Source organism: Salinispora oceanensis (genome assembly GCF_000383575.1).
Classification (GTDB): domain Bacteria; phylum Actinomycetota; class Actinomycetes; order Mycobacteriales; family Micromonosporaceae; genus Micromonospora; species Micromonospora oceanensis.
Window position 1 is genome coordinate 1,482,196 of sequence record NZ_KB911579.1, and the last position, 21,147, is coordinate 1,503,342.

Below are 21,147 nucleotides of genomic sequence, written 5' to 3' on the forward strand. Positions count from 1 at the left end.
GCGGACCACCGGTGACGGGCCGGGTGCCGACCCCGTATGTTGGAAGCGCCATGGACGTGACGCCGCTCGTAGGACGCGATCATCCCTTGAGTCTGTTACGTGCTCGCATCGTCAAGGCGAGCCGGCATCAGGGGAGCCTGGTCTTCGTCACCGGCGAGGGCGGAATCGGCAAGACGGCGCTGGTCACCACGGCTGCGCAGACGGCCCGCGAGAGCGGCATGCTCCTCCTGAGCGGATGGTGCGCCGACGGCCAAACCGCCCCCGCCTACTGGCCGTGGATTCAGGTTCTCCGGGATCTGCGCGGCACTGTCACCCGGCAGCAGTGGACGGCGATCCTCGAAGATGACGGTTGCGCCCTGGCTTCGCTGCTGGGCGAGGACCCCAGCGTGCCGGCACCCCGCGAACCGTTCGCCCTCCACGACGCGGTGACCTCCGCCCTGGTGACCGCCACCCGGCAACGCCCGGTCATGGTGGTGCTGGACGACCTGCACTGGGCCGATCCGGGGTCACTGCGGCTGCTGCAGTTCGCGGTGCGTCATTCGTGGCTGGAGCCACTGCTAATCGTTGGCACCTACCGCGACGTCGAGGTGGAGACCGTCCGGCACCCGCTGCGCGCGCTGATGACCTCGCTGGCCGCCAAGGCCACCGTGATCACGCTGACCGGCCTGGCTCCGGACGAAGTGGGACGCCTCATCGTCGACAGCACTGGCAGGAGCGCGGAGGAGAACCTGGTCACCAGGATCCACCAGTGGACCGGCGGTAACCCGTTCTTCGTCGAGCAGGCAGCGAGGCTGTGGCACAGCAGCGGGTCCATCAGCTCGACCCCCACCGAGGTCAGTGACGCGGTACAGCAGCGACTGTCGTTGCTGGCCAACCCGGTCCGGGAGCTGCTGATCGCGGCTGCTCTGCTCGGCCGGCGATTCGGCCGGCAGGCGCTGGCTGCGGCCTCGGGTCTGCCCGCAGGGGAGACAGACCAGTTACTGGAGCAGGCGGTGGCCACCCGCCTGGTCGTACGCGTCGCCGGCGAGGACTTCAGCTTCGTTCACGACCTGGTCCGCGAGACTCTATACCGCTCGCTGAACGCTGCCGAGCGACGGCGGCGCCACGCGGATGTGGTCTGGGGTTTGGACCAGCCGAGCAGCGCGGACCGGGTCCCCTCGGCCGAGCTCGCCCGGCATGCTTTCCTGGCGGGCGAGGATCTCGACGCCCGCTACGTCGTCGACCTTCAGCTGGCCGCGGCCCGCGATGCCGGAGCGTGGTACGCCGCGGAGGAGGCCGTCGGCCACTACCGTCGAGCGCTGGAGCGCATCTCTGCCCCCGAGCGCCGCCTGCGGGCCATCGTCGAGCTGGACCTGGCTCGTGAACTGCAGTCCATCGGTGAGCAGAGCGAGGCGTGGACGCTGTTCCGGCGCGTCGCTGACGCGGCCCGCGACCTCGCCGACGCAGACCTGCTCGCGCGGGCTGCCCTGGTCACGCGAGGGGTCAATGCCCGCGACGGCGAACGCCAGACCTTCACCGCGGAGCTGCTGCACGAGGCGTACACGGGTCTGGTCGGCTCGGCGCCCACCGTCGGACACGACGAGGACCGCATCGTCGCGCAGCTGGCCATCCACATCGCCGAGGTGGCGCGCCGCGACGGCGATGACGACTCGCTGGCGTTCAGCCTGTGGACGCGCCACGACGCCATCTGGGGACTTGGGTCGGCCGACGAGCGCTACCAGCTGGTCGACGAGCTGATCACCCTGGCTCGCCGTCGCGGTGACTGGGCGCTCGAGCAGTTCGCCGCCTCGATGCGCTGGGTTGCTTCGCTGGAGCGCGGCGATCCGGTCTACCTCAACGAGTACCGCTCATTCGTCGCCTCGGCCGAACGGGGCACGCTCCCGCGGTTCGCATTGGCGTCCTATGTCGATCGCAGCATCGTCAACATGCACACCGGCCACTTCGCCGAGGCCGAAGACTTCCTCGACCGGGCGCTGGCGCCGTCGTCCGGCGCGGAGGACCTGCAGTTTCCCTACGTGGGTGAGCACTTGCGCTGGTCGTTGCGTCTGTTGCAGGGCCACCTCGACGAGCTGGACGCACTGCACCGGGGTCTGGAACGACAGGGCCATCCGTATCCGCGGCTGCTGCGCGCGATCACCAGGCTGCACCAGGGCGACGCCGGGCCGGCCCGCGATTACCTGGCCGACGCGGCGGGCGACGAGCAGTGGCAGTCGCCGTTGATCGCGCCGCTGCGGGTCCGACTGCTGGCGCACGCGGCGGCGCTGACCGCCGACCCGGCGCTGTGTGCCGAGGCCCGCTCGGCTCTGGAACCGTTTCAGGGTCAATGGCTGGTCTCCCTGTACGGCGGAGACGTCAGCGGGCCGGTGGACCTGTGGCTGGGTCTGGTCGCGCTCGCCGAGCAAGACGGTGACACCGCTGTCGCCGTGCTTACCAGAGCCCACCGTGATGCGGAGCGGTTACAGGCCAGGCCGTGGTCGGTGCTGGCCCGCGCCCACTTGGCGGCCGCGTTGCTGTGCCGCGCCATGCCGGGTGACGCCGTATCGGCTCAGGTGCTGCTCGACGAGGCCGGCGCTGAGGCCGAACGCACCTGCATGGCTGTGGCGAGCTGGCCGGTCGCCGGCATGACGCCGGATGCGCCGGTCCCCGCCGGCGGGGCACAGCTACAGCGGACCGGGGAGTTCCGCCGCAGTGGATCGATCTGGCGGCTCGGCTTCGCCGACCATACCGTGCAGGTCACCAACGCCAAAGGGCTGGTCGATCTGCATGCGCTGCTCAGCATGCCGGGCGTCGACGTGCCGGCGGTACGGCTGCTCAACCCGCACGGCGGGGAGGTCGCCGCGGCTGCGCGTAGCCTCGGCGCCGACCCGGTCCTGGACGAGACAGCGAAGGCGCAGTACAAGCGCCGGTTGAAGCAGATCGACGACGACGCGGCCCAGGCTCTGGACCGTGACGACCACGCCCGGGTGACCGCTCTCGACCGGGAACGCGAAGCTCTGGTGACCGAGCTGCGGCAGGCCGCCGGGCTGGGCGGGCGGACACGCCGGCTCGGCGACGACGGTGAGCGCGCCCGCAAGGCCGTCACCGCCCGGATCCACGACGTGCTGCGCAAGCTCGACTCGCGTCATCCGGCCCTGGCCGCGCACCTGCGTCAGTCGGTGAGCACCGGCGCTACCTGCCGCTACCTGCCGGAGAACGACATCGCCTGGCTGCTGTGAGCCGGCTGCCGACTTCTGGCAATCCGTGATCTAGCGCGTTCTGGCATCGGTCTGGCGCCTGAGAGGTGAGGACCACCGGCCGGGTCGCCATGCCCCCGGCAGCCACGGCGAATCCTCGCCTCGGGCGGTCCGCGCGTGGCGCCCGCCGCGCCACGCGCGGACCGCCGGCCGCCCGTTACACCTGTTCGCGACACGATCGGAGCCGACGAGATATGGCACATCCCAGCACCGCTCCGCCGGCCGTCGAGACCTCCGGGCTCGTCAAGGTCTTCGGCAAGACCCGCGCCGTTGACGGTCTCGACCTGCGGGTACCTGCCGGCACGGTCTACGGGCTGCTCGGCCCGAACGGCGCCGGCAAAACGACCGCCGTACGCATGCTGGCGACCCTGACCCGCCCCGACGGCGGCGAGGCTCAGATCTTCGGCCACGACGTGGTCCGCGATGCCGACCAGGTCCGCAGCCGGGTCAGCCTGACCGGCCAGTACGCCTCGGTCGACGACGACCTCACCGGAACCGAGAACCTCGTCCTGCTGGCCCGGCTGCTCGGCTACCGCACGCCCGCCGCCCGGGAACGCGCCGCCGAATTGCTCGACGCCTTCGGTCTCACGGAGGCCCGGTCACGGCTGGTCAAGAAGTACTCCGGGGGCATGCGGCGGCGCATCGACATCGCCGCCAGCATCCTGAACACCCCGGACCTGCTGTTCCTCGACGAGCCGACAACGGGCCTCGACCCGCGCAGCCGCAACCAGGTGTGGGACATCGTGCGCGGGGTGGTGCAGCACGGCACGACCGTGCTGCTGACCACGCAGTACCTCGACGAGGCGGACCGGCTCGCGAGCCGGATCGCCGTCATCGACACGGGCAAAGTCATCGCCGAGGGCACACCCGCCGAGCTCAAGTCCTCCATCGGCGCCGGCACCGTGCACCTGCGGCTACGCGATCCGCACCAGCGCGCCGAGGCGGGCGCGCTGCTGACCTCAATCATGGGCGCGGAGGCGCAGAGCGACTCGGATCCGCACGCGCTGACCGTACGCGTGGGCGCCGCCGGCAACGACGCCGCCGCGGACAAGGCCTCTCGGGCGCTGGCGGACCTGGCCCGGGCCGGGATCACCGTCGACAACTTCTCCCTCGGCCAGCCGAGCCTTGACGAGGTGTTCCTCGCCCTCACCGACAAGACGAAGGAGGCGAGCCCGGCATGAGCACCGCGACCACACCTCCGGAGGACGACACCGCCGCCGACTACACGCCCGTACCCGACAGGGTCGGTGCCCTGCTCAACCGGCGCGACGCACCCAACCGCCCCAGTGCCCTGGCCGCGTCGCTGGCATTTTGCTGGCGGGCGTTGCTGAAAATCAAGCACGTGCCGGAACAAATGATCGACGTCACGGTGTTCCCGATCATCATCACCTTGATGTTCACCTTCCTGTTCGGTGGTGCGCTGGCGGGCTCGACCCGGGAGTACGTGCAGTTCCTGCTGCCCGGCATCATGGTGATCAGCGTCCTGATGATCACCATGTACACCGGGATGGGCATCAACACCGACGTCGAGAAGGGCATCTTCGACCGCTTCCGGACGCTGCCGATCTGGCGGCCGGCCGCACTGGTCGGCGCCTTGCTCGGCGATGTTCTGCGCTACGTGCTGGCCGCGACGGTCATCGTCCTGCTCGGGCTGGTGCTCGGCTACCGGCCCAGCGGCGGCGCGACGGGCATGATCGCGGCGATGGTGCTGGTCATCGTCTTCGCGTTCGCCTTCTCGTGGATCTGGATCATGTTCGGGCTGTTGCTGCGCTCGGAAAAGTCCGTCATGGCCGTCAGCATGCCGGTGCTGTTCCCCCTGACGTTCCTCAGCAACGTGTTCGTCGACCCGTCGACCATGCCCGGCTGGCTGCAGGCCTTCGTGAAGGTCAATCCGATCACCCACCTGGTGACGGCGACGCGGCAGCTGGCCGCCGGCACGTGGGACACCGGCGAGCTCGCCTGGGTCCTGGTGTCCTGCGCGGTGCTGATCGTGGTGTTCGGCACCATCTCGATACGGCTCTATAACCGCAAGTAGACCCTCGTCGACATACCTGGCGGGTTGTGTCACGCCCGGCACGGCCCGTCTCTGAGCGGCGAGGACCGCTACCTGCACCCCCGTCCGGGTGGCGGTCCTCGCCCGCCCACCATCGCGCTCACCAGGAAAGGCTGATGACCATTCACGGCGACATCCGCATCCGCGGTGCCCGGGAGAACAACCTCAAGGGTGTCTCTCTTGACCTTCCCAAGCAGAAGATCATCGTCTTCACCGGCGTGTCCGGCTCCGGCAAGTCGTCGCTGGCCTTCGGCACTATCGCCGCCGAATCCCAGCGCCAAATCAACGAGACCTTCCCCGCGTTCGTTCAGCAGTTCCTCCCCCGGTACGGCCAGCCTGACGCCGACTCGCTGCAGAACCTGTCAGCCGCCATCGTCGTCGACCAGCGCCGCCTCAGCGGCAACTCCCGGTCCACGGTCGGCACAGCCACCGACACCTACACCCTGCTGCGCCTGATCTATGCGCGTCTGGGTGAGCCGTCGGCGAGCCCGGCGAGCGCCTACTCGTTCAACGACGCGCAAGGCATGTGCCAGCAGTGTGACGGGCTCGGCCGGGCAGCGGTGATCGACGTCGACGCGCTCGTCGACCGCGACCGCTTGCTCAACGAGCGGTGCGCTGCTGTTCCCGACCTTCGCGGTCGACAGCGCAAACTGGGGCTACTTCATCAGCGGAGGTGTCGAGCACGGTTCTCATTCTCCCACCGATCGCGGACAGAACCTGGCCGCGATCGCCGATACGGTTGTTTCATGACGGAAGGAACCCCATGACCATTCTTGTTGCCGGTGCCACCGGCAACGTCGGCCGGCCCCTGGTCGCTCAGCTGCTCGCCGCGGGGCACCAGGTCCGAGGACTGACGCGTAATCCTGCTAAGGCGAATCTGCCGGAAGGCACCGAGGTTGTCGCCGGCAATCTGTCCGACACTGACAGTCTCGCCAAAGCCTTCGAGGGGGTGACCGCTGCCCACCTGATCACCTTCGGCGACGATTTCGCGCCGCTGACCAACGCCGAGGAGATCGTAGCGTTGGCCAAGAAGGCCGGCGTGCGGAAGGTGACCGTCCTCAAGGGTGATGTCACCAAGAGCCCGCTGGAGGAGGCCGTCGAGGCCGGCGGTCTGGCTTGGACCTACCTGTCCCCGGTGGAGTTCATGTCCAACGTGCTGGAGTGGGCCGACTCGGTCAAGGACGAGGGCGTGATCCGGGAGGGCTTCGCCACCTCCAAGAGCGCGATGGTCCACGACGCTGACATCGCCGCTGTCGCCGCGGCCGCGCTCACCGCCGACGGCCACAACGGCAAGGAGTACTGGATCACCGGGCCCGAGGCGCTCACCCCGCCGGAGAAGGTCAAGGTGATCAGCGAGGTCCTGGGCCGCGACATTAAGTTCATCGAGCTGTCCCGGGACGAGATCGTCAGTCAGTGGCGCGAGCAGGGCTTCGGCGACGAAGACGTCGAGTTCTTCCTGACGATGCGGACCAACCCGCCGGAAGCGGGCTACACCGTGCTGCCCACCGTCCAGGAGGTCACCGGTAAGCCGGCGCGCACCTTCAAGCAGTGGGTGACCGAGAACGCCGCAGCCTTCGGCGGCTGAGAATCAGAGCAGCGAACCGGCCGCCCCGGGGTTTCCCGGGGCGGCCGGTCGGTGTCCGGCACCGGGCAGGCAGCGCAGTGCGGTGCGGCGCCGTGGAACGCCACCATTTCGCGGAAGGACCCGGCAACGTCGATGCGGCCGCCCGGCGGCAGGCCCTGCAGCTCGGCGTACGCCCGGTGCAGGTTGCTGACCAGGCGCTCACACTCGGGCAGCGCGCCGAACGGGCCCGGGTCCGCGGCCTGAGCCACCTGCGGCACGCTGAGGCCCTCGCGCAGGCCTGTTCGTGCCAGATCCTGCACCCGGCGCAAGTAGGCCTCGGTGAAGTCGAGCACCTCGCTGCCGCCGACGCGGCTGTGGCCGGCGACGACCACTGCCAGGCGCAGCCGTCGCATCAGTTCCAGCGCCTGAAGCGATCCGTCGACCGAGCCCATCAGCACATAGGGCGTCAACGCCCTGATGGAGAACTTCTGGTCAACGCTGAAGATCGAACTCGTCTACCGCACCTCGTGGCGCACCCGCGACGAGGCCGAGAACGCGATCTTCACCTACATCGACGGCTGGTACAACACCCGCCGCATCCAACGCGAGCTGGGCTACCTCAGCCCGAACGAGTACGAGACCACCTGGCACACCCGCCAGACGCAACCAGCCGAACCACCTATCGCCATCCCGGCACCAGCCGGAAGCAGGTAACCACCGCTCCATCAAAGCGGGGGGAACTCAGCATGACGATCTCGGGAGCGGTGGCGGCGCGGGCGTGCGGTGCCGCCCACGCCCGCTTCCTGTTCGGCCAGGACCTGATCGGTCGGATGCGTGCGAACTTCCTCCGGCTGTTACCGGAACAGCCGGAGCACCTGCGGCAGGACCCACTGGCGGACTGGTTGGGCGCGGCGGTCGCCCGAAACGGCGGCACCTTTGCCGAGGATCTGGTGACGGGACAGTGGAGCCTCGACACGACCCTGCCGTGGCTGCGCCTCAACGACACCGGCCTGGACTACCTGCCGATCCGGTATGTCCCGTACACAGGGGCCGCACGGGTACCGGAGTGGCTGCCGGAGCGGCCGGAGCGGCCCCGCGTCTGCCTGACCGCCGGTCTGGGCGGGCGCGAGGTGACCGGCGAGGACTGGATCCCGTACCAGGAACTGTTCGACGCGGTCGCGGACCTGGACATCGAGGTGGTCGCCACGCTCAACGCCGACCAACTGGACCCGGCGGCGAAGCTTCCGGACAACGTACGGGTCTTCGACTTCTATCCGTTGAACGTGCTGCTGCCGACGTGCTCGGCAGTGGTCCACCACGGCGGTTCGGGCGCGTACGCGCTTGCCCTCGCGCACGGTGTGCCGCAGCTGGTGATCTCCACCGAGCTGTGGTGGGACGCGGTCGACAAGGCTCGGTCGCTCGTCGAGCGAAACGCCGCGATCTTCCTGGAGCCGCCCGCCCTCACCGGCCGGATCCTTCGGGAGAGTTTGGTCCGGCTGATCGAGGATCCGTCCTTCCGGGCCGGCGCCGAACACGTGCAGGCCGAGTTCAACGCCACGCCCAGCACAGTCGACGTCATCGCGGACCTGGAGCGGCTCACCGCCGTACACCGGTCCCGCTGAAGGCCGCCGGCGCGTGCGCCGCTCCAGGGGGCGGCACACGCGCCGGTGGTGGGGCGATCAGCCGTTCTTACGCTTGTGGTAGAGCACCATGGTCAGCGGTCCGAAGATCACCAAGAGCGCACCGATCGAGAGGCCCACCAAGCCGAGTTGGCCGGCGGTGACGGTGCCGTGCACCAACCCGCGTACCGCCGTGGAGAGGTGGCTGATCGGGTTGGTGTCGACGATGGCCCGGATCACACCGGGCATCGTGCTGGAGTCCACGAAGATGTTGCTGCAGAAGACCACGGCCATCAACAGCATGCTCTGCGCCTGGATCGAGTCGGGGCTGCGGGTGAGTAGCCCGATGGTGGTGAAGATCCAGGCGAAGGCGAAGGAGAACGCCAGGATCAGCAGGATCGCCAACGCCATACCGCCGACCCCGGCGTCCGGCCGGAATCCGAGCGACAGGCCGAGCGCGGCGGTCAGCACCAGGGTCAGCAGGTAGCGGCCCAAATCGGTGATCATGGCGCCGACCAGACTGGCAGGCTGCCAGAAGGGCATCGTCCGGAAACGATCAAACACACCTTTGGCGATGTCCAGGCTCACGGTATGGCCGGTAGCCAAAGTCTGCATGACGGCAGCCATGACGAGCACCCCGGGAAGGAAGAATTGCAGGTAATTGTCGACCGATCCGGCGAAGGCCCCGCCGAACAGATAACTGAAGATGAGAAGAAACACCACCGGCATCATCAAAACGTCGAATAGTTGCACCACTACTTCGTTCTTCATCCTGATCGCGGCCCGCCATGCCAGGGTGAGCGTCGCGGACAGCGGGCTGGGCCGCCGCGGACGTTCGGGTGCCAGCAGCACCGTGTCCAACCCCCTGTCGGCGGGCGTGGTCGTGGTGGCGGATGTGGTGGTCACGGGACCAACTCCTCGGTGCCGTTGGTGTCCTCGGCGCGATGGCCGGTGAGGGTCAGGAACACCTCGTCCAGGCTCGGCTGGTCGAGCGAGAAGGTGGCGACGGCTATGCCCGAGGCGGTCAGGGCGGTCAGTGCCTGGCCAGCGAGAGCGGGATCGCCGGCACCGGCCGAGAGGATGGCCGAGTCCGTGGTGGGACGCACGGACGTTCCGAGTACCCGGGTGAGCACCTGCTTTGCCTGCTCGCGCTGGGTGGAGTCGGTGAGCCGGACGTGCAACGCCCCGCCGCCCACCGACGACTTGAGCTCGGCCGGCGTACCCTCGGCGATCACCCGGCCCTGGTCGATCACGGCGATCCGGTCCGCCAGTTGGTCGGCCTCCTCCAGATACTGGGTGGTCAGCAGGACCGTGGTGCCGCGGGCGACGACGGCCCGGACCGTGTCCCAGACCTGGTTACGGCTGCGGGGGTCCAGCCCGGTTGTCGGTTCGTCGAGGAAGATCAGCCGAGGTGCGCTCAGAATGCTCGCGGCGATGTCCAGGCGGCGCCGCATCCCTCCGGAGTACGTCCGGGCGATCCGGTCGCGGGCGTCGGCCAGGTCGAACGCCGCGAGCAGGTCGTCGGCCCGCTGCCGGGCGGCAGGGCGGGAGTAGCCGGTCAGCCGTGCCAGCAGGACGAGATTCTGGTAGCCGGTGAGGCCCTCGTCGACACTGGCGAGCTGGCCGGTGAGGCTGACCATTTCGCGGACGGTTTGCGCCTGCTCGACCACATCGTGGCCGAATACCTCGGCGGTGCCGCTGTCCGGTCGCAGCAGCGTCGCGAGCATTCTGATCGTCGTGGTCTTTCCGGCGCCGTTGGGCCCCAGTACGCCGTAGACCGTGCCCTTCTGCACGGTCAGGTCGATGCCGTTCACCGCTATGGTCTCGCCGAACGACTTCCGTAGGCCCCTCGTGCGGATGGCAGGGTCGGAATTCACATGCAACTCCCGTACGTGGATGATTGGAAGGAGGTGGAGGCACTCCCGGCCGGCACATTACTCGAACCCTTCCGGGATTGCACATAAGATGTCCCGTCCGGATTTCATGGGCGGATCGGGGCATCCGCTTGACAATCCAGAATCATGCTATCTCGGGAAGCGTAAATAACGCGCGTACGCGAATACGTATTCAGGTACCGATGTCACGCCGCCGCCGCGGCACGCACCTGCTCCACGAGCATGGCCTGCTCCAACAGCGCCTGGTCGAAGGCGGGCCTCTCGGAGTCGGCGGAGGTCGCCGCGGCCACGAACGCGGACAGCGTGTTGCGTACCTGGTGCAGGAACATGTAGTTCTCGGCGAGCACCCGGTCGTGTGCGCGCGCGAGCCGCACCAGGTCTTCGGTCTGCTGGTAGTTCACGGCCAGCGGCTTCTCGGAGAGCACGTGCTTGCCGGCGCGCAGGGCCCGGCCCACCCACTCGTGGTGCATGCTGGGCGGCAGCGGGATGTACAGCGCGTCGATGCCGGGATCGTCGATCAGGTTCTGGTATCCGCCGACACCGGCGCACCCGAACGTGGCCGCTACCGCGGTGGCCTTGGCGGGGTCCCGACTGGCGACCGCGACGAGCTCGGTTGATTCCAGTTCGACGAGCGCGGGAAGGATCCGGCGGATGGCGATGTCGGCACACCCGACGACCCCCACACGCAGTACCCGCCCGGTATAGCGTTCCGACATCAGCCACCTCACCGTATCTATGGCAATCGGCTGGGCCCGGGTGCCCGCGCGACGGCGTTCGGCGGGAGCCCTGCCGGGTCGATCGGCCGAACGTAGCGCCACCGGGCAGAGCGGCACTTGAAAATCGCTACACCGGCGCCACCCGGCTGGCGCGACCCGGTTCACCCGCCGCTTTAGCCGGATCCGAGTGCGCGCTGCGACATTCGGAAGCCATGAGCGCACCTTCAGCGGACGGGCCCGCGACAAGGCCAAAAATGATCAATGTGTTCCAGCCGATGCTGGGCGAGGAGGAGCTCGCTGCCGTCGGGGAGGTCTTCGAGAGCCGCCGAGTCGGCAAGGGCCGCAAGGTCGCGGAGTTCGAGACCGCCTTCGCCGCACATCTCGGTGTCCCCCGCGAGCACATCACCTCGACCAACTCCTGTACGGAGGCGACCTTCCTGGCGATGGAACTGCTCGGTGTCGGCCCGGGTGACGAGGTCGTCCTGCCCACCGTGACGTTCGTGGGCACGGCCAACGCGGTCGCCGCGCACGGTGCGCGGCCCGTCTTCTGCGACGTCGACCCGCGCACGCTGAATCCGACTGTGCGCGACGTCGAGACGGCGCTGACCCCCGCGACGAAGGCGTGCTGTTGCTGCACTACGGCGGCTACCCCGGCGAGGTCGCGCAGATCGCGGAGCTGTGCCTGGACCGCGGGGTGAAGCTGATCGAGGACGCGGCGAACGCTCAGGCATCACGCGCCGACGGGCGGGCCTGCGGCGTGTTCGGCGACATCGGGGTGTGGAGCTTCGACCACGCCAAGATCGCGGTGTCGGCCGATGGCGGCGTCCTCTACGCCCGCGACCCGGAGCTGACCGCGCGGGCGGTGCGGCTGGCGTACTTCGGGCTGGAACAGACGACCGGGTACGCCGAGGCGATGCGCGGCAACACCCGCTGGTGGGACTTCGAGGTGTCGTCGTTCTCCCGTCGCTCCATCATGAACGACGTCCTGGCCGCCGTCGGCTGCGTGTAACTGGGGAAGCTGGCAGGCTTCGTCACCCGCCGGCGAATGATCGCCGACCGGTACGATGCCGCGCTCGGTGACGTACCCGGCCTGCTGCTCCCGCCGCCACTGCCGCCTGGCCACCAGAGCTCCTACTACCTGTACTGGGTGCAGATAGATCCGGCGATCCGCGATCACGTCGCCCGGGCCCTGTACGAGCGGGGGATCTACACCACCTTTCGCTACCCGCTACTGCACCAGGTACGGGCGTACGGCGCTGAGACCCGGCTACCGAACGCCGAGCAGGCCGCCGAGACGACGCTCTGCCTCCCCTTGCACCAGGGCCTGAGCGATGCCGACGTCGATTTGATCACCACTGCCCTGGCCGAGTTGGTCGCCGTCCGCGGCGCGACCCAGGTTCTGGCCTGACGATGATGCGGAGTGCCATGCAATACGGACACCGCCCCGGCCGGCCGGTCTCCCCGGACCGGCCCGTGTTGCTGCCCGGGCGGCCGGCCGGGCCGGTGCTGCCGCTGGCCCGTGCCCAGACCGTCACCGCGTTGACCGAGCTGGCCGGCCGGTTCCCCGTACTCGAGGCGGCGGGACCGGTGATCCGAGAGGTACGGGCGCCGGTCACCCGCGCCATCCGCGAACTGCCTGCCCGGGCCGACAGGAGAGTGAGACGTCCGTGAAGGTGTTGTTCACCTGTTTCGCCGCACCCACCCACTACTACTCCCTGGTACCGCTGGCCTGGGCGTTGCGCACGGCCGGCCACGAGGTTCGGGTGGCCAGCCAGCCCGACCTCGCCGACACCATCACGCAGGCGGGCCTCACCGCCGTCCCGGTCGGCCCGGCCGGCTGGTTCGGAGTGGACGCGTGGGCGCCAGAACTGCTCGGGCAGACCTTCATGGACAGCCTCGACTTCGTCCGGGTCTTCGACTACACCGGCAACTCCGCGCAGGACTGGAGCCTGCGGCAACTGCTGGAGCTAAAGCACGTCGCCAACTCGGGGCTGTACGCCACGACCAACAGTGACCCGATGATCGACGGCCTGACCGAGTTCGCCACCGAATGGCGACCAGACTTGCTGCTTTGGGAGATGTACACGTTGGCCGGTGCGATCGCGGCGCGTGTCTCGGGCACCGCGCACGCTCGCTTCCTGTGGGGTCCGGACATCGCCGTCCGGGCCCGCCGCGCCATGCTGCGGCTCGCCGAGCGCCAGCCGCCCGCGCACCGGTTCGATCCCACCGCAGAGTGGCTGGAGGCGACCTTGGCGAGGTTCGGCAGTCACTTCGACGAGGAGATCGTCACCGGTCAGTGGAACGTCGACATGACACCGCCCAGCATGCGGCTCGATGTCGGCCTGCGGACGGTGGGCATGCGCTACATCCCGTACCACGGGCCGTCCGTGCTACCGGACTGGCTGCGTGACCCGCCGGAGCGGTCGCGCGTCTGCCTCACCCTCGGCCTCAGCAGCCGCACCGACGGCCAGCCGATCAGCGCTCTCGACCAAGTGCTGGGCTCGCTCTCGCTGGGCGGCCTGCTCGACGCGGTCGAGGGCCTGGACGCGGAGATTCTGCTGACCATCGAACCGCAGCTGCTCGCCGGAATCCGGCTGCCCGACGACGTCCGGCCGGTCGGCTTCGTGCCGCTCAACGACCTGCTGCCGACGTGCTCAGCGGTGCTGCACCAGGGCGGCAGCGGCAGCCGGTCCACCGCGGAGGTGCACGGCGTGCCGCAACTGATGCTCACCGACCCCTGGGACGCCGTACGCGGGCAGGCAGTGGCCCGCGCCGGAGCGGGGTTGACCATGCCACGGGCGGACCTGACCGCCGACCGGCTCCGGGACAGTCTGCACCGGTTGCTCGACGATCCGTCGTTCGCCGAGGGAGCCCGGCGCGTGCAGCGCGAGGTGCTGGCCGAGCCAACCCCGAACGATCTGGTGCCGATCCTGCAGAGGCTGACGGCAGAACACCGTTCGGGAGGCGCCGGTGGCACCGACCACGAGTGCACGCGCTGCCTGTCTCATCGCGGCAGATCCTTCCATCGGTTGGGCGGTGTTGCTGACGCGGCATGGTTGCACCGCTCATGCAACCATGAGGCGATGCAGGACTTTTCGGTATGTCGCATTGATTTTGGATATGTCATTCGACCGAGTGCTGAGACCGGCGGCTCGCCTGCCGCCGTACCCGTGCTCGGGTACCTGCTTGAGAATGACGAACGCCGGATCCTCTTCGACAGCGGCATGGGCACCCATCCGTCGGTCGAGGCACGGTACCAGCCGCGGCGGCGGGACGTCCGAGCCGCGCTCGCCGACATCGGACGGTCCATCGACGACATCGACATGGTGGTCAACTGCCATCTGCACTACGACCACTGCGGCGGCAATCCGGACCTGGCCGGTCGGCCGATCTTCACGCAACGCACCGAGCTGGAAACCGCCCGGACCACCGAGGACTACACGCTTCCGGAGCTGGTCGACGCGCCGGGGCTGACGTACGAGGTGCTGGATGGCGAGACGGAGATTGTCCCCGGCGTCACCGTCCTGCCGACGCCGGGCCACACGCTCGGACACCAGTCGTTGGCGGTGCGGCATTCCGACGGCACGCTGATCCTCGCTGGACAGAGCCACCGGGACGCGAGTGCGTTCGCTGGCGACTTCGCCAACCTGCGCGCGGACGCCGACGGACACCCGGAGACGCTGGATCCGGCGCCGGCCTGGGTACGGCAGATAGCGCGGCTCGACCCGGCCCGCGTGATGTTCGCGCACGACCGGTCCGTCTGGCTACCCTAACCGCGGCACGTTCACCAGGCCGAACCTCGGAGGATCTTGCCATGTCGGTTCTTGTCGCGTTCTCGGTTACTCCACTTGGCGTAGGCGAGGATGTGGGGGAGATTGTGGCTGAGGCTATACGCGTGGTCCGCGAATCGGGCCTGCCGAACCAGACTGACGCGATGTTTACCCTCGTTGAGGGTGACTCATGGGATGACGTGTTCGAGGTGGTACGAAGGGCGGTCGATGCGGTGGCAGTCCGAGCACCCAGGGTCAGCACGGTTATTAAAGTGGACTACCGACCAGCGGCTACCAACGCACTGACAGACAAGGTAGAGGCGGTCGAGCGGTACCTTGCGGATGATCGGGCGTAGCAGCGCAATAGCGCCTACTTCCTCCCGGCATGTCTGGCATGTCCGGCATGATTTTGCTGCTCGACGTCACGAACCAGCTCGGCGCAAGCCCGCATCGTGGGCAGTATCCGCACCTTTTGGGGCGCTCAAAATTATTCGAGACGCTGCAGCTGTGAAGATTGTCGCCTGACGCTCGAGGGGTAGAGCGTCTAGGGTGGCGCTGATCAGGTCAGCGCCACGACCTGCGTCGCCGCGAGCGATTAAAGCAGCAGCTCTGTCAAGATTAATAATCGTCCTATCGCCTACAACATCCTCGGGATAGAGTTCCAAGGCTTGGCGGCGAGCGGTCTGAGCCGAGGGATAGTTGCATCACCCGGCTGCGGGTAGGCCCAGATGAGCAAACAGTGGCCGCTGGCGATGTGGACGGATGGCTAGTAGGTATGACTGCGGCCCACGATGAGATTCTGTCACTGCCGTCCTATTGCTGGCCCCGGGCGTGAGGCCGCGGCTGCGGCGAAGGCGGTTACGGCAGGTCGTTGATGCCCTGCAACGCGCGCAGTACGGAGCTGGCCAGCATGACCGCGATGAGCGCGTTGCTGTCGGTGTAGTGCCCGGCGTCGGCCTGGTGCACGCTGACGTGGCGGCTTAGCTCAGCCGGCGGTGGAGCACCCGTGTGGGGAAACCACTGGGTGTAGAACGGGCGGATCGGTGCGAGGGCGGCTCTGAGTCGCACCTGCCCGATCGGCAGGTTCGCAGGCTCGACTTTCACCATGTCGCGGACCTTGTGATACTGGTGGTGGATGGTGCGGGACACCGCTGTCTCGGTGACCACCACGGCCAATACCTGAGCGGCTTCGGTGTGTCCGCCGTCGAAGGCGTCGATGGCCTTGTGGGCCAGTGGCACCTGGCTGGTCACATCAGAGTTGCCGCTGGCGTGGTGTAGCGCGTCGCGGCAGTCCTGCATCACCTCACCGGACGGGGCGAGTAGGATCTTGATACGTGCCTGCCGGTCCGGTGCCGCGAGCACGTCACTCACGATTTCCCCTCTGGGCACCCACACCAGCGGTATGCCTTCGTCCTGGACCACGGCGAACAGGTCCTTGTCACTCACGCTGCTCAGACCATCGGGCCAGTTCGGTGGCAGGGTTTCCAAGAGGCGGGTGAAGGCGGTCAGGCTGGTTTCGGAGAACCGGATGGCCGTCTCGATCGAGGCGAGGCTCTTTCCGATCTGATCGAACGAGGCGAGGCGCTCCGCCAGCTAGCGGGTAGCCGCCCCAACCGACCAGGACCAGGGCGCGATTCCGATGCGTGTCCAGTTGGCCATCACGGGCTGAGCCAGCCCGGCGAGGTGCTGCCCGGTCCAGGCCAGGTCCGGGAAGTCGGACCCGACAATGGTCACGTCGACAGGCTCCCTCGGCGGGGGGACCGCCTGGTGGGCAGCGGCCTCGCCGCTGGTGTCCTTGTCGGCATGGTCGGTCATCTGATTCTCCCTCAATCGTGAGGCTCGCCGGCGCGGCGCAGGCGAGGGTAGACGCTGGGTCCGACGCACATCGATAGCGTCGGCGACACGGCGGGCGGGGGAGGTCCTTATGGGTTTGGTCAAGTCCCGGAAGAGGCCGAGGGTTAACCGGCGGGTCAGGTCGTCGAGGCAAGCGGTGAGATCGCCTGACCGACCCCAACGAAAGGACTCCGCCGATGTCCGCGCCCCGCCTGCGCATCACCTGCTGCCTTTGCCGCAAGCCCGTCCCGCGCAAGTCCGACGTGTACGCCCTTGACCTCGAATGGCAGCGCCGCTATCCGCAGATGGCCGGCATTCTCGCCTGCGGCACCTGCGCAGTCAGCAGCACCTACTTCTTCCGCTGCCGTCGCACCCACAACGACGCGTACGTCCCGGGCCACCTACCGGTGGCCGACCAAAGCGAGTCCAGGGCTACACCCGCGGGGAACATCCGGCTTCCTACACGACAACTTGGAGCCGACAAACCGTTACAGCCCCACGATTCGGCCTAGCCGATGATCTCGAGGGTGCTCCGTGGGTGCTCGGACGTCGGGGTACTGATACGGACGTACAGGGATGCAGCCGGATTTGATGCCCGTAGCGAGGGCATCCGGCAAATCGAGAAGCACGGATACCTGAGGGCTGCGGGGCGCCGACCTGCAGGGATCCGATGGGACGTGGAGGAACTGGGCTGGATTCGGCCGGGATAGATTTCCTAATAGGGGAAAAATTGAAGGGGATTAAATTACACTTCGGACTACGGATCAGAAGGTTAGGGGTTCGAATCCCTTCGGGCGCACTTCACGATCAAGGCCGTGAACAGCGGAAACGTTGGTTACGGCCTTGATCGCTTCTACGGCTTGGGACGGATTGTCCCAGAATTTGGAATCTGGTGCTCCGATGGTGCTCCGTTGTCACTGTGCTGCTTAGAGGTCCTAACGAAATGATGTTGGGCGTGTCCTCGGGACGTGAGGCTCGTTCTGTCTGAACGTGAGGAGGGGTCAGCAGCCGCCGTGGATCGTCTCGGACGAGCTCTGGGCCGAGATCGCACCGCTGCTGCCACCCCGACCACCACGCCGGCACCGCTACCCCGGCCGTAAGCCCCTCGACGATCGCAAGGTGTTGTGCGGGATCCTGTTCGTGCTCTACACCGCGATCCCGTGGGAGTACCTACCCCAAGAGCTCGGCTTCGGGTCAGGAATGACCTGCTGGCGCCGGCTGCGGGACTGGAACGACGCCGGCGTCTGGCAGCAACTACACGAAGTCCTGCTGGGCAAACTCCGGGCCACCGGGCAACTCAATCTGTCGCGGGCGGTGATCGACGGCTCCCACATCCGGGCGCTCAAGGGCGGCCCAAAACCGGCCCGAGCCCGGTCGACCGCCGCAAGCCAGGCTCGAAACACCACGTCATCACCGACGCGGGCGGCATCCCCCTCGCCACGGCACTGACCGGCGGCAACCGCCACGACGTCACCCAACTGATGCCCCTGGTCGACAAGGTCCCTCGGATCAGGGGCATCCGCGGCCGCCCTCGGCAACGACCACAGCGGCTCTACGCAGACCGCGGCTACGACTACGACTGCTACCGACGCCAGCTCCGCGCCAAGGGCATCACCCCGGTCATCGCTCGACGCGGCACCGCCCACGGGTCCGGGCTCGGCACCCGACGCTGGGTCGTCGAGCAGACCATCGCCCTGCTGCACTGGTTCCGCCGGCTACGGATCCGCTGGGAGATCCGCGACGACATCCACGAAGCGTTCCTCACCCTCGCCTGCGCCATCATCTGCTGGCGCCGACTCCAACACTCAAAGAGTTAGGACCTCTTAGGCGGGATCCGTGCCGGTCGGTGCTGACCAGGGCGTTTGCGTGTCAGCTGGTCTAGATCATGGTCGGGACGCCGGTGCCTCCGGGTGGAGTCAATGTCCATTGTGGTTGGTGTTGTGGGACTTCTGTGCTCAGGTGGATGCCCGGGTGGTTGGTCGCGGTTGACCTGGGCTGGGGCAGGGTGGTGAGCGGAGGTCGGGATGTCACCAAGGCGGATCATCGGCGGTGACGGTCGAGTGATCCACGCATCTGACTACCCACTACGGTGAATTGGGCCGCTGACCGACGCCATCGAAGACTGCCGTCGGCGCGCCTACGACCTGTCGATGATCTTCTTGAGTCGCTGGATGCTCGTCTCGGACTTGGTCTGACGGGCGTAGGCGAGCATCAGTTCTCTGTCGTAGGCGCCGGCGTTGGTCAGGTCTTCGAGGTGGCTTCGCGTCATCCGGGCGGCGATGTCGTCGTGCCAGCCGTTGTAGCCCTCGTACACGATGCCTTCAAGCGCTTTGATCGCCTCCGGTCGGAGACCGAAGTCCATGACCTGACGGGTCACGGCGTTGTACGCGCCGCGTAGCTTCGCCCATGCGTCGAACTCGCCGGGAATCCACTCGACCAGGACCACCACGCTCTTCTCCAGGCGCTGGACCTTCTCCATGACCTTGTAGGTCGGACACCAGGCGAGAACTACTCCCCCGTCTCGTGGAGAGCCGCTCCGCTCGGTGACGATCTCCAACTTGGCCAGCTCGGGGTGATGGGTGGCCGAGTTCTTCTGGGGTGCGACCACGGTCAGGCGAGCGCGGCGACTTCGCGCCACGGCGAGGCCGAGCCGCTTACCCGGCTCGATTGTGTCCTTGGTCTGGCCCCCCCGGCACGTAGATGTAGCGGTGCTGCAGCAGCTTGTCGAGTTGCTCCGACATGGGCCACATTCCTCCTGCCATTCTTCGTCGTGAGGGTAGGTGGGAGGACCGACATTTTCGGACGCCGAACCGTTGCCATGGTGGTGACGACGCCGAGCTGCGGTTCTAATTAGTTGCGGAGCTCACGGCGGGCCGCCCAGAGAGCGGCGACGAGGCGCTGGCTCCACGGGCGGTGACGGGTGCCAGCCGCAGGCGCGGCGACGGCGGCTCGGACAGTCTCGACATCCCGGGTTACTGCGCGGTCGGTGGTGAGCAGGATCAGCACCGCGCCGGCCCGAAGTGCCAAGGCAGCCTCGATGGGGCCGACGTTGCGGGCGAACCCGTGAGCGATGAGGTTGCGGACGTTCGCGCCATCGTTGAGCAGGAAGGTCCGTAGGAAGCGTTCCCATGCCGCATCAGGCAACGTTCGCCCTGTTGACTACCTCGCGTAGGCGTTCATCGGCGGCGTTCTTGTTCCGCCAGATGATGTAGCGGCGGATCATGCTGCCCTGCTGGCGGTGGCTGGCGTGGTCGGTGCCGTCGAGGGTGAAGTAGCGCAGGGCGGTGAACTGGGCCTCGATGCGGTTGAGCCAGGAGCTGTTGGTGGGTGTGTAGGCGAACTCGACGTTGTTGGCCGCGGCCCAGTCGCCGACGCGGGTGTCCTTCTTCGTGCTCAGGTGTGGGGAGTAGTTGTCGAGCACGATCGCGATCCGGGTCTGGGGCGGGTGCAGGCTGCGCAGGTACCGGCAGAACTCCAGGAACCGGGTGCGGGTCTTCGTCGGTTTGATGTGGCCGTAGAGCTGGTCCTTGCCCAGGTCGTAGGCGGCGAACAGGTGCCTGATCCCGTGCGGTCGGGTGTAGGTCGCCCGCCGGCGTGCCCGGGGTTCCCGGTCAGGGCTCTTGTGTCGTCCGCCGCGTTCGGCCCACTGCCGCCCGGGATGAGGTTGGAGATTCAAGGGACCGAACTCGTCCAGGCAGAACACGACTTCGGGCTCGTCGTCGTCGGGTATGACCTCGCCGTCAGCGATCGCGTAGAGGTGCTCGACGCGGGCCTTCTTGGCGGCGTAGTCCGGGTCGCGGGAGGTCTTCCAGGTCTTCACCCGTTGAAACGACACGCCCTCCTCGCGGAGCAGGACCCGCAGGCCCTCGTGGCTGATGTCGTCGACCACCCCCTCAGCGACCAGGAAGTCGGCCAGCTTGGCCAGGCTCCAGGTCGAGAACGGCAGGCCATGCTCGGCCGGCTTGGACTTGGTGATCTTCTTGATCTCACGCCGCTCCGGCAGCGTGAACGTCCTCGGCCGGCCGCCCTTGTACTTCGGATAGAGCGAGTCGAAGCCGTCGGCGTTGAAATTGTGGATCACATCCCGGACCCGATCCGCGCTGGTGAACGTCACCTCCGCGATCTTCGGCACCGGCATGCCCTGCGCGGACAGCAACACCATCTGCGCTCGCCGCCAGGTCACCACCGAACCGGTGCCCCGGCGGATGATCCGCCGCAGCCGCTGCCCCTCGTCGTCATCGATCTCACGCACACGTACCCGCTCTGCCACCCGAACAGCCTGGCGACACCGCACCGCCCGGACCAGCACCCCCACGGCGCGTCGTCACAAGGCAAACGTTTCCTGATGCGGCACTAGCTCTGCTGAACGTCGCCGCGCCGAGCCGCGGCCACGGGCCCGACTTCCTGTGGCCGAGCCCGACCGGCCCGCGCACAACCATTGAGGACGATCTCGCCCAGGTTCGG

21 protein-coding genes and 1 pseudogene are annotated in these 21,147 nt (G+C 67.7%); 13 read left to right on the forward strand and 9 right to left on the reverse strand.

What is annotated here, in order from left to right; all coding sequences use genetic code 11:
- Positions 1 to 50: 50 nt before the first annotated feature.
- The 5 genes from SALPAC4_RS0106805 (at position 51) to SALPAC4_RS0106825 (ending at position 6,871) form a co-directional block, all read left to right on the forward strand.
- Entirely contained in the window at positions 51 to 3,215 is a 3,165-nt protein-coding gene (locus SALPAC4_RS0106805) for an ATP-binding protein (protein ID WP_027645108.1), read from the forward strand.
- Positions 3,216 to 3,427: 212 nt separating this feature from the next.
- Positions 3,428 to 4,414 carry a daunorubicin resistance protein DrrA family ABC transporter ATP-binding protein gene (locus SALPAC4_RS0106810; RefSeq protein ID WP_018741501.1) on the forward strand — a complete coding sequence of 329 codons (987 nt, stop codon included), beginning with the start codon at positions 3,428 to 3,430 and terminating at the stop codon, positions 4,412 to 4,414.
- Positions 4,411 to 5,268 (forward strand): ABC transporter permease, encoded by an 858-nt coding sequence (locus tag SALPAC4_RS0106815; RefSeq protein WP_019869668.1) that lies wholly within the window; start codon positions 4,411 to 4,413, stop codon positions 5,266 to 5,268. The genes SALPAC4_RS0106810 and SALPAC4_RS0106815 overlap by 4 nt, the downstream gene beginning before the upstream one ends.
- Positions 5,269 to 5,402: 134 nt before the next feature.
- Complete coding sequence (locus tag SALPAC4_RS0106820) at positions 5,403 to 6,053, forward strand: P-loop NTPase family protein (protein ID WP_027645109.1); 651 nt, start codon at positions 5,403 to 5,405, stop codon at positions 6,051 to 6,053.
- Entirely contained in the window at positions 6,050 to 6,871 is an 822-nt protein-coding gene (locus SALPAC4_RS0106825) for an NAD(P)H-binding protein (protein ID WP_018216016.1), read from the forward strand. Before SALPAC4_RS0106820 ends, SALPAC4_RS0106825 begins: the two co-directional genes overlap by 4 nt.
- Here SALPAC4_RS0106825 and SALPAC4_RS25115 read toward each other — a convergent pair.
- On the reverse strand, positions 6,775 to 7,302 hold the full coding sequence (locus SALPAC4_RS25115) for a hypothetical protein (protein WP_223874702.1): 528 nt from the start codon (positions 7,300 to 7,302) through the stop codon (positions 6,775 to 6,777). The two genes, SALPAC4_RS0106825 and SALPAC4_RS25115, sit on opposite strands and share 97 nt — an antisense overlap.
- A gap of 25 nt (positions 7,303 to 7,327) precedes the next feature.
- On the opposite strand from SALPAC4_RS25115, the gene SALPAC4_RS0106835 reads away from it, so the two are divergent.
- Together SALPAC4_RS0106835 and SALPAC4_RS0106840 are read left to right on the forward strand one after the other, a co-directional pair.
- Positions 7,328 to 7,564, forward strand: coding sequence for an IS3 family transposase (locus SALPAC4_RS0106835; protein WP_019869670.1), 237 nt, complete (start codon positions 7,328 to 7,330; stop codon positions 7,562 to 7,564).
- Positions 7,565 to 7,596: 32 nt separating this feature from the next.
- A complete protein-coding gene (locus SALPAC4_RS0106840) occupies positions 7,597 to 8,472 on the forward strand; it encodes a nucleotide disphospho-sugar-binding domain-containing protein (protein WP_223874703.1) in 876 nt (291 codons plus the stop codon).
- A 57-nt stretch (positions 8,473 to 8,529) separates the two neighbouring features.
- Here the strand turns inward: SALPAC4_RS0106840 and SALPAC4_RS0106845 are convergent, their stop codons facing one another.
- The 3 genes from SALPAC4_RS0106845 to SALPAC4_RS25120 all read right to left on the reverse strand — a co-directional run bounded on the left by SALPAC4_RS0106845 (position 8,530) and on the right by SALPAC4_RS25120 (position 11,080).
- The gene (locus SALPAC4_RS0106845) at positions 8,530 to 9,375 is read right to left on the reverse strand and encodes an ABC transporter permease (RefSeq protein ID WP_019869672.1); all 846 of its coding nucleotides are present in this window, start codon (positions 9,373 to 9,375) and stop codon (positions 8,530 to 8,532) included.
- Positions 9,372 to 10,346 carry a daunorubicin resistance protein DrrA family ABC transporter ATP-binding protein gene (locus SALPAC4_RS0106850; protein ID WP_027645110.1) on the reverse strand — a complete coding sequence of 325 codons (975 nt, stop codon included), beginning with the start codon at positions 10,344 to 10,346 and terminating at the stop codon, positions 9,372 to 9,374. Before SALPAC4_RS0106850 ends, SALPAC4_RS0106845 begins: the two co-directional genes overlap by 4 nt.
- A gap of 203 nt (positions 10,347 to 10,549) precedes the next feature.
- On the reverse strand, positions 10,550 to 11,080 hold the full coding sequence (locus tag SALPAC4_RS25120; protein WP_050564970.1) for a Gfo/Idh/MocA family protein: 531 nt from the start codon (positions 11,078 to 11,080) through the stop codon (positions 10,550 to 10,552).
- Positions 11,081 to 11,355: 275 nt separating this feature from the next.
- Between SALPAC4_RS25120 and SALPAC4_RS25125 the strand changes: the two are divergent.
- From SALPAC4_RS25125 to SALPAC4_RS26170, 4 genes and pseudogenes are all read left to right on the forward strand, one after another.
- A pseudogene (locus SALPAC4_RS25125) lies at positions 11,356 to 12,488 on the forward strand (DegT/DnrJ/EryC1/StrS family aminotransferase).
- A gap of 2 nt (positions 12,489 to 12,490) precedes the next feature.
- Positions 12,491 to 12,751: a cytochrome P450 gene (locus SALPAC4_RS0106875; RefSeq protein ID WP_223874704.1), complete on the forward strand. Its 261-nt coding sequence runs from the start codon at positions 12,491 to 12,493 to the stop codon at positions 12,749 to 12,751.
- Positions 12,748 to 14,853 (forward strand): activator-dependent family glycosyltransferase, encoded by a 2,106-nt coding sequence (locus tag SALPAC4_RS28905; protein WP_019869675.1) that lies wholly within the window; start codon positions 12,748 to 12,750, stop codon positions 14,851 to 14,853. Before SALPAC4_RS0106875 ends, SALPAC4_RS28905 begins: the two co-directional genes overlap by 4 nt.
- Before the next feature lie 41 nt (positions 14,854 to 14,894).
- Positions 14,895 to 15,206 (forward strand): MTH1187 family thiamine-binding protein, encoded by a 312-nt coding sequence (locus tag SALPAC4_RS26170; RefSeq protein ID WP_029127496.1) that lies wholly within the window; start codon positions 14,895 to 14,897, stop codon positions 15,204 to 15,206.
- Between the two features lie 502 nt (positions 15,207 to 15,708).
- On the opposite strand, the gene SALPAC4_RS0106895 is transcribed toward SALPAC4_RS26170, so the two are convergent.
- The gene (locus tag SALPAC4_RS0106895) at positions 15,709 to 16,296 is read right to left on the reverse strand and encodes a hypothetical protein (protein ID WP_019869676.1); all 588 of its coding nucleotides are present in this window, start codon (positions 16,294 to 16,296) and stop codon (positions 15,709 to 15,711) included.
- A 147-nt stretch (positions 16,297 to 16,443) separates the two neighbouring features.
- Positions 16,444 to 16,665, reverse strand: coding sequence for a hypothetical protein (locus SALPAC4_RS0106900; RefSeq protein WP_019869677.1), 222 nt, complete (start codon positions 16,663 to 16,665; stop codon positions 16,444 to 16,446).
- 215 nt (positions 16,666 to 16,880) lie between these two features.
- Here SALPAC4_RS0106900 and SALPAC4_RS26175 point away from each other — a divergent pair, with 215 nt between their 5' ends.
- Together SALPAC4_RS26175 and SALPAC4_RS26180 are read left to right on the forward strand one after the other, a co-directional pair.
- Entirely contained in the window at positions 16,881 to 17,195 is a 315-nt protein-coding gene (locus tag SALPAC4_RS26175) for a hypothetical protein (RefSeq protein ID WP_223874705.1), read from the forward strand.
- A gap of 505 nt (positions 17,196 to 17,700) precedes the next feature.
- Positions 17,701 to 18,500 (forward strand): IS5 family transposase gene (locus tag SALPAC4_RS26180; RefSeq protein ID WP_397538010.1). Its coding sequence is split into 2 segments (ribosomal slippage): positions 17,701 to 18,037 and positions 18,037 to 18,500, totalling 801 coding nucleotides; the frame shifts between segments, so codons are not numbered across the junction.
- A 320-nt stretch (positions 18,501 to 18,820) separates the two neighbouring features.
- Here the strand turns inward: SALPAC4_RS26180 and SALPAC4_RS0106915 are convergent.
- The 3 genes from SALPAC4_RS0106915 to SALPAC4_RS0106930 form a co-directional block, all read right to left on the reverse strand.
- Complete coding sequence (locus SALPAC4_RS0106915; RefSeq protein ID WP_223874706.1) at positions 18,821 to 19,321, reverse strand: hypothetical protein; 501 nt, start codon at positions 19,319 to 19,321, stop codon at positions 18,821 to 18,823.
- Between the two features lie 212 nt (positions 19,322 to 19,533).
- Positions 19,534 to 19,827, reverse strand: a complete 294-nt coding sequence (locus SALPAC4_RS0106925) for a hypothetical protein (RefSeq protein WP_019869681.1) — start codon at positions 19,825 to 19,827, stop codon at positions 19,534 to 19,536.
- Positions 19,820 to 20,953, reverse strand: coding sequence for an IS630 family transposase (locus SALPAC4_RS0106930; protein ID WP_027645114.1), 1,134 nt, complete (start codon positions 20,951 to 20,953; stop codon positions 19,820 to 19,822). Before SALPAC4_RS0106930 ends, SALPAC4_RS0106925 begins: the two co-directional genes overlap by 8 nt.
- Positions 20,954 to 21,147: the final 194 nt, after the last annotated feature.

Bases quoted from the DNA above. Each gene is read 5' to 3' on its own strand.
- SALPAC4_RS0106900 (WP_019869677.1), bottom strand. From the start codon at position 16,665: ATGACCGACCATGCCGACAAGGACACCAGCGGCGAGGCCGCTGCCCAC.
- SALPAC4_RS0106815 (WP_019869668.1), top strand. From the start codon at position 4,411: ATGAGCACCGCGACCACACCTCCGGAGGACGACACCGCCGCCGACTAC.
- SALPAC4_RS0106810 (WP_018741501.1), top strand. From the start codon at position 3,428: ATGGCACATCCCAGCACCGCTCCGCCGGCCGTCGAGACCTCCGGGCTC.
- SALPAC4_RS0106840 (WP_223874703.1), top strand. From the start codon at position 7,597: ATGACGATCTCGGGAGCGGTGGCGGCGCGGGCGTGCGGTGCCGCCCAC.
- SALPAC4_RS25120 (WP_050564970.1), bottom strand. From the start codon at position 11,080: ATGTCGGAACGCTATACCGGGCGGGTACTGCGTGTGGGGGTCGTCGGG.
- SALPAC4_RS0106820 (WP_027645109.1), top strand. From the start codon at position 5,403: ATGACCATTCACGGCGACATCCGCATCCGCGGTGCCCGGGAGAACAAC.
- SALPAC4_RS0106805 (WP_027645108.1), top strand. From the start codon at position 51: ATGGACGTGACGCCGCTCGTAGGACGCGATCATCCCTTGAGTCTGTTA.
- SALPAC4_RS26170 (WP_029127496.1), top strand. From the start codon at position 14,895: ATGTCGGTTCTTGTCGCGTTCTCGGTTACTCCACTTGGCGTAGGCGAG.
- SALPAC4_RS0106875 (WP_223874704.1), top strand. From the start codon at position 12,491: ATGATGCGGAGTGCCATGCAATACGGACACCGCCCCGGCCGGCCGGTC.
- SALPAC4_RS0106825 (WP_018216016.1), top strand. From the start codon at position 6,050: ATGACCATTCTTGTTGCCGGTGCCACCGGCAACGTCGGCCGGCCCCTG.
- SALPAC4_RS0106835 (WP_019869670.1), top strand. From the start codon at position 7,328: ATGGAGAACTTCTGGTCAACGCTGAAGATCGAACTCGTCTACCGCACC.
- SALPAC4_RS25115 (WP_223874702.1), bottom strand. From the start codon at position 7,302: ATGGGCTCGGTCGACGGATCGCTTCAGGCGCTGGAACTGATGCGACGG.
- SALPAC4_RS26175 (WP_223874705.1), top strand. From the start codon at position 16,881: ATGTCCGCGCCCCGCCTGCGCATCACCTGCTGCCTTTGCCGCAAGCCC.